Source organism: Mycobacterium sp., from assembly GCF_052144515.1.
GTDB lineage: Bacteria > Actinomycetota > Actinomycetes > Mycobacteriales > Mycobacteriaceae > Mycobacterium.
Map to the genome: position 1 here is coordinate 1 of NZ_JBKQQD010000252.1, position 4827 is coordinate 4827.

General features: G+C 62.8%; 8 protein-coding genes. All 8 read left to right on the top strand.

Translation table 11 applies throughout. From position 1 onward, the window contains the following. Positions 1-64: 64 nt before the first annotated feature. A complete protein-coding gene (locus tag ACLP9N_RS17075; protein WP_442408530.1) occupies positions 65-541 on the top strand; it encodes a hypothetical protein in 477 nt (158 codons plus the stop codon). Between the two features lie 315 nt (positions 542-856). Then, complete coding sequence (locus tag ACLP9N_RS17080) at positions 857-1108, top strand: hypothetical protein (RefSeq protein ID WP_442408531.1); 252 nt, start codon at positions 857-859, stop codon at positions 1106-1108. A 78-nt stretch (positions 1109-1186) separates the two neighbouring features. Further along, a complete protein-coding gene (locus ACLP9N_RS17085) occupies positions 1187-2329 on the top strand; it encodes an HK97 family phage prohead protease (RefSeq protein WP_442408532.1) in 1143 nt (380 codons plus the stop codon). A 3-nt stretch (positions 2330-2332) separates the two neighbouring features. After that, positions 2333-2641 (top strand): hypothetical protein, encoded by a 309-nt coding sequence (locus tag ACLP9N_RS17090; RefSeq protein WP_442408533.1) that lies wholly within the window; start codon positions 2333-2335, stop codon positions 2639-2641. Next, positions 2638-2910 carry a hypothetical protein gene (locus tag ACLP9N_RS17095; protein ID WP_442408534.1) on the top strand — a complete coding sequence of 91 codons (273 nt, stop codon included), beginning with the start codon at positions 2638-2640 and terminating at the stop codon, positions 2908-2910. The genes ACLP9N_RS17090 and ACLP9N_RS17095 overlap by 4 nt, the downstream gene beginning before the upstream one ends. After that, positions 2907-3221 carry a hypothetical protein gene (locus ACLP9N_RS17100; protein ID WP_442408535.1) on the top strand — a complete coding sequence of 105 codons (315 nt, stop codon included), beginning with the start codon at positions 2907-2909 and terminating at the stop codon, positions 3219-3221. Before ACLP9N_RS17095 ends, ACLP9N_RS17100 begins: the two co-directional genes overlap by 4 nt. A gap of 47 nt (positions 3222-3268) precedes the next feature. After that, positions 3269-3460, top strand: coding sequence for a hypothetical protein (locus ACLP9N_RS17105; RefSeq protein WP_442408536.1), 192 nt, complete (start codon positions 3269-3271; stop codon positions 3458-3460). Positions 3461-4363: 903 nt separating this feature from the next. After that, positions 4364-4699, top strand: a complete 336-nt coding sequence (locus ACLP9N_RS17110) for a hypothetical protein (protein ID WP_442408537.1) — start codon at positions 4364-4366, stop codon at positions 4697-4699. The last annotated feature ends 128 nt before the right edge of the window (positions 4700-4827 follow it).

Below are 4827 nucleotides of genomic sequence, written 5' to 3' on the forward strand. Positions count from 1 at the left end.
ATCACCAGCTTCAGGTCGAACTCAATCAGGCGTTCGGCGAACTATCTGAAAGGAAAAAAACCGCATGAGCTGCAGAAGCCTTGTCGGCGGTCTCACCGACGGCGGCACGTACTGCGTATACATCCACGACGACGGCCGCCCCCAATACCGGCTGCCCGTCCTCGCGGAACTGATCAGCCGGGACGGGGTGCACGGTGTGCTCGGCACCCTGCTCACAGCGAGGTACGGCGGGTGGAGCTACCTGGACCCATCCGAGGACGGCACACGGGAGAACCTCCTCGGTAAGCGCGCCCGCTCGGTGCCGGGCTACGGGCTGGCCTACACGGCCGCCGCCCTTGCTCACCTGCCGCCGGATCAACAGGTGCAGCTGCCGATCCGGTTCCCGGACAACTGGTCAGAGGACTACTGGGCCGACTATGTCTACCTGATCGAGGATGACGGGTCGATCCGTTGGGCCAGAACCACACAGCGCGCCCCGCAGGACTGGCGCTGGAAACTGGTACGACCCGTCGGGGCCGACGAGCAATGGGCGCTGTTCTGATGACCGAGACCGACCCCTTGTCGGCACTGGGACGACGAAGAGATCCAACCATGACCGAGCCCCGCCGTTTGTGCCGCACGTGTTTCCGTCAGTACGTGCCGCCAGAGGTATACAAATGCCCCGATTGCGATCCAGCGCGCCGCGTCACAGCGCCACGCCAACGCCCCGCCCCGAAGTTGGACTTGGCGCAGCTGCCCCAACCCACCGAGGAAGATCTCGACCGTTACCTCCGGGAGATGCCATGACCCCACCCGACCCCGAACCGACCGCCCTCGTCATCGCCGCGCTAGCCGACGACGGGAAAGGATTGCCGACATGATCCCCGACTGGGACGGACTCACCGTCGCCCGGCTCATCGCCACGTTGTCCGGCATGCCTGGCGATATGCCGGTCGTTGTCCGCGCCGCCGGCATCACCCAACTCCTTGAAGTGGTCAGCGTCGGCCGCGGCCAAACCATGGAGCGGCACCTCATCAACGACCAAGAAGTAATCGCGGTCGGTGTTTATTGCGTGCTGGAGGCCCACCGGCTCGCTATCGACGTGAACCCCAAAGATTCGACGGATTAGCCGTACGATTAGGTCTTAACGGTGACAACACGCGTTGTCAACGTCCCTTGGGCAGCCAGAGTAAGGAGGCACCCCCAGATGACCGCTTCAGACCGGCCGTGGGACGGCTCCAGTTCCCGCTTCACGATCGAGCAATGGCGGCGGTCCTGCTTGATCGACCGCGGCGGCGACAGCAACAACAAGGACAACTACTCACTGCCTGTACGGGAACCCGGCGGCAGTGTGAATCGCCGTGCTGTGCACAATGCCGCCGCCAGGCTCAGCCAGGTGCAAGGTGTTTCTGGCGACAAAATCGCCGCCGCCGCCAGGGCTCTGATCCGCCTCTACGGAGAGCTCGGCGAAACCCCGCCCGACTCGTTAAAAGAGCTGGCTGGCAGCCGCAGCCTGGCGGGCGACGTTGAATACCGGACCACACCACTGGCCGTCGAATGCCGCAGCAGTAGCGATCAGCGCCGAATCGGCGGGCTGGCAGCAGTGTTCGGACGCCGCTCACAACTGCTCGGCAACTTTTACGAAGAGCTCGATCCCCAATTCTTCGACGAGAGCCACAGCCAGGGATGGCCTAACGTAATTTGCAGGGCCGAGCACGACTCGCGAATGCTATTGGGCGCCATCCACTCCGGCACTTTACAACTGGCGGTCGATCACCGCGGACTGGACTACACGTGCAGCCTCCCGGCCAGCCGACAAGACACCTGGGAGTCGGTATCCAGGGGCGACTACGCCGGCAGCAGTTTCGCCTTCCACTGCACCGACGACGACTGGGATTACCGCGACGGCACGCCACTGCGGGTCCTGAGAGCTGGAGTCTTACACGACGTCGGCCCGGTCACCGTTCCGGCTTATCGCGACACCTCGGCGGCCTTAAGGTCGCTGGCCAGGCGCATGGACGCCCCCCTCGAGGACGTCGAGATGTATTCGCGTGGCGGGGAATTGAGGAGGTTCTTTGTGCGCTCCGACTGGCCGACACCCAGGCGACGGACAATGAGCGGTGCGCAAGCCCTGATGCACATCATGGGCAAGCGCTGGCCCGAATGGTACTTCCAGGACCGCCGGCCGCTGTCCGGCGCGCAAGCCCGAATGTATCTGCTCGGCAAGCGGCCCTACGACCCGATCGCGACCCGCGCCCAACGGCTTTCGACCCTACCGGCCAGGGCTGCGCGCGACCCGCGGCAGGCAAAACTGCTGCTGCACGCCCACCGGATCGCGGGAGGATGGTAACCCGTGACAACCGATCATCAGCGCCGGGTCCCGCTAACGTCAACAGCACCCGATCAGAGCACACGGGTCGCCGCCTTCGCCGGCTTCGCCGCGGGCCAACTCATCGCATTGCACTCTGACCACCGCGCATTTTGCGAATTCCCGGGCATCCGGGAACTGTTGCCAGACGACGAAGTTCGGCGAGGCCGGCTCGCGGGCGAACGATGGCTTGCCGAACTGTGGGCTCGCGCGGAGGACCACCATCTACCCGAGCATCTCGCCCGCCGCGGCACGTCCGCCAGACTCGCACGCACACTCGGTGATTCGAGATGACCGATCACCAGCGCGTCGCCGCATTCTTCGCCGACCTGAAAGCCGCAGCCAGCGGCCACCCGATCCGCGACCGCCTCACCCGCTGGGTGATCCAGGGCGGTGACGAAGACGCGGAGCTCCTGCTCGCGCTCGCCGCCACCGAAGCGATGCTCAACGACCCGTGCCCGCAATGCGGCCACCGCCGCACCGATGACGTCGATGAGCGGATCGGAAATGCAGTGCTTGACCGGCTGCTCGCCAAGCAGCACTCAGGACAGGCGGCGCCGTGAAAATCAGGATGAAGATCGGGATCGCGGGAACATTCCACGGCATCGACGGGGGTGTCCAACGCGGCGACACCATCGCCATCAGCCCGGACCTCGAGGCACTGCGGTACGTCCGATTGGGCTATGCGGAAGCTGACCTGGAAGGCCCAGTCGGCCCGGCCTACCAGCCGCCCCCAGCCGAGGTGCTGGTCGAACTCCGCCACCGGGTCCTGCCGGCAAAAAAGCCACTCGAGGTGGTACGGGACAAAATCAAGACACGGCCCAAAACCCGCGACGAAGCCCGCGAGGAACAACAGCGTGCCGTTCCGTGGTAACGCTGAAAGAATCCGCGGCGCCAGCTAGGTCACGACAAAGGAGCAACATGACCAGCCCCAACGAACACCTCGATCGACAGCAGGAGAGCAAGGCAACGCCGCTCAGTGAGCAAAACCTCGGCGAGCACGATTACCGACCGGCGACTCACGACGCTCTCGTTAATCGCCACATCCGCGGTGGGGAAATGCACGTGCCGTTCTACGACGCCGGGGGCGCGCCCGAGCCGTACCCGGCTTAGGACGACCTGCCGAGACACGACTGTGAGCAATCTACGTAATGGCTGGCGCGAGAAGCGCATGAAGGGCGAATTTAAACACCGCTGCAGAACAGCCAAGCTCCCCTGTACCTGGTGCCGCCAACCCATCTCCTACGACGCGCCCCCCGGCTCCCCGGACGCATTCGAAGCCGACCACCTCTACCCAGTTTCCACTCACCCCCAACACGCCTGGAACCCGAACCTGCTCCGCCCCGCACACGGCCGATGCAACAGATCCCGCGGCGCGAAACCGCCTCCGACGAGTCCATGGGTGCAGGCAAACTGGGGATGATCGGTAAACAATGCAATTGCAATTACGCCAATTCGAATTACTCAACTACAAACTCGCCAAATATAATAAGCGGGGGAATTACAGGAAGGCATCCAAAGAATTTAAAGGGATGGTGCAACGAATTCAAAATCAGCAACGCCTTAAATGGCATACCCCCCGGCGGTATAGTTGATGACACGGAAGCGAAACGCGGATCAAGATCATAGGCTATGCTAATAACCGCAGGTAGGGGGCCTGTTTTTTTAAGGAGCTGCACCTCGGCGACGCCGCAGGCACCGAAATTTTTGGCGGACGAGCATTTCCGGAACACAAACCACTTTCAGCAAAACACCAATTAAGCGGGAATGTTTGTTGCGCAATGATATTCGATTAAATGCGACGCGTCGCGGACACAATTCGGGGATATATTGTGTGCGGCGCACAATTACTGGCATACTTAGGTTGAGCCGTTCGGAAGAGGTGCGCTGATGAGACAGCATGGGACCCGATCTTGTTACGTCGGCGGGTGTCGTCGGCCCGAATGCCGTGCGGCGGAGTCTGCGTTTCAGCGGGCTCGCCGCCAGGGTGGGTCGACCCCGACAGGAAAAGCAGCGGTGAAAAAGAAAAAGCCGCTGGCCTCGGTGCCGGTGCTGCCATCGATAAATGCTAATAATTCCCAAATCACGAGTGAGCCCGAATCGTCTGGACCCGGCCGTGTCGAAAACGCGGTGATCGCCGAGATCGGAATGCTGTCGACCGCGTCGAAGCGGCCGGGATTGGTTGAAAGCGCTTTGTGTATGGCAAGGATGCTGGACTCCGGCCTGTATCAGGCGCAGCATCCGCAGGCGGTGGCCAGGCTGCAGGCGGTGTTGGCTGAGTTGCGGGTCGGTGCTGATTCGCGGACGGGGTGGTTGTCTGAGGTGCGGAAGATGTCTGGTACGGCGGGCTGATGGAGGTTGTCCCGGGCGTCGTGGAAGTTTGAGGTGGCGGTCCCCCGCTCGAGACCTGCCGTGTGGTAGGTGTCGGGCGTCCGCCAAGACACACCAACAGCAAGGGGACCGCCGTGAAGAAGAGTAGC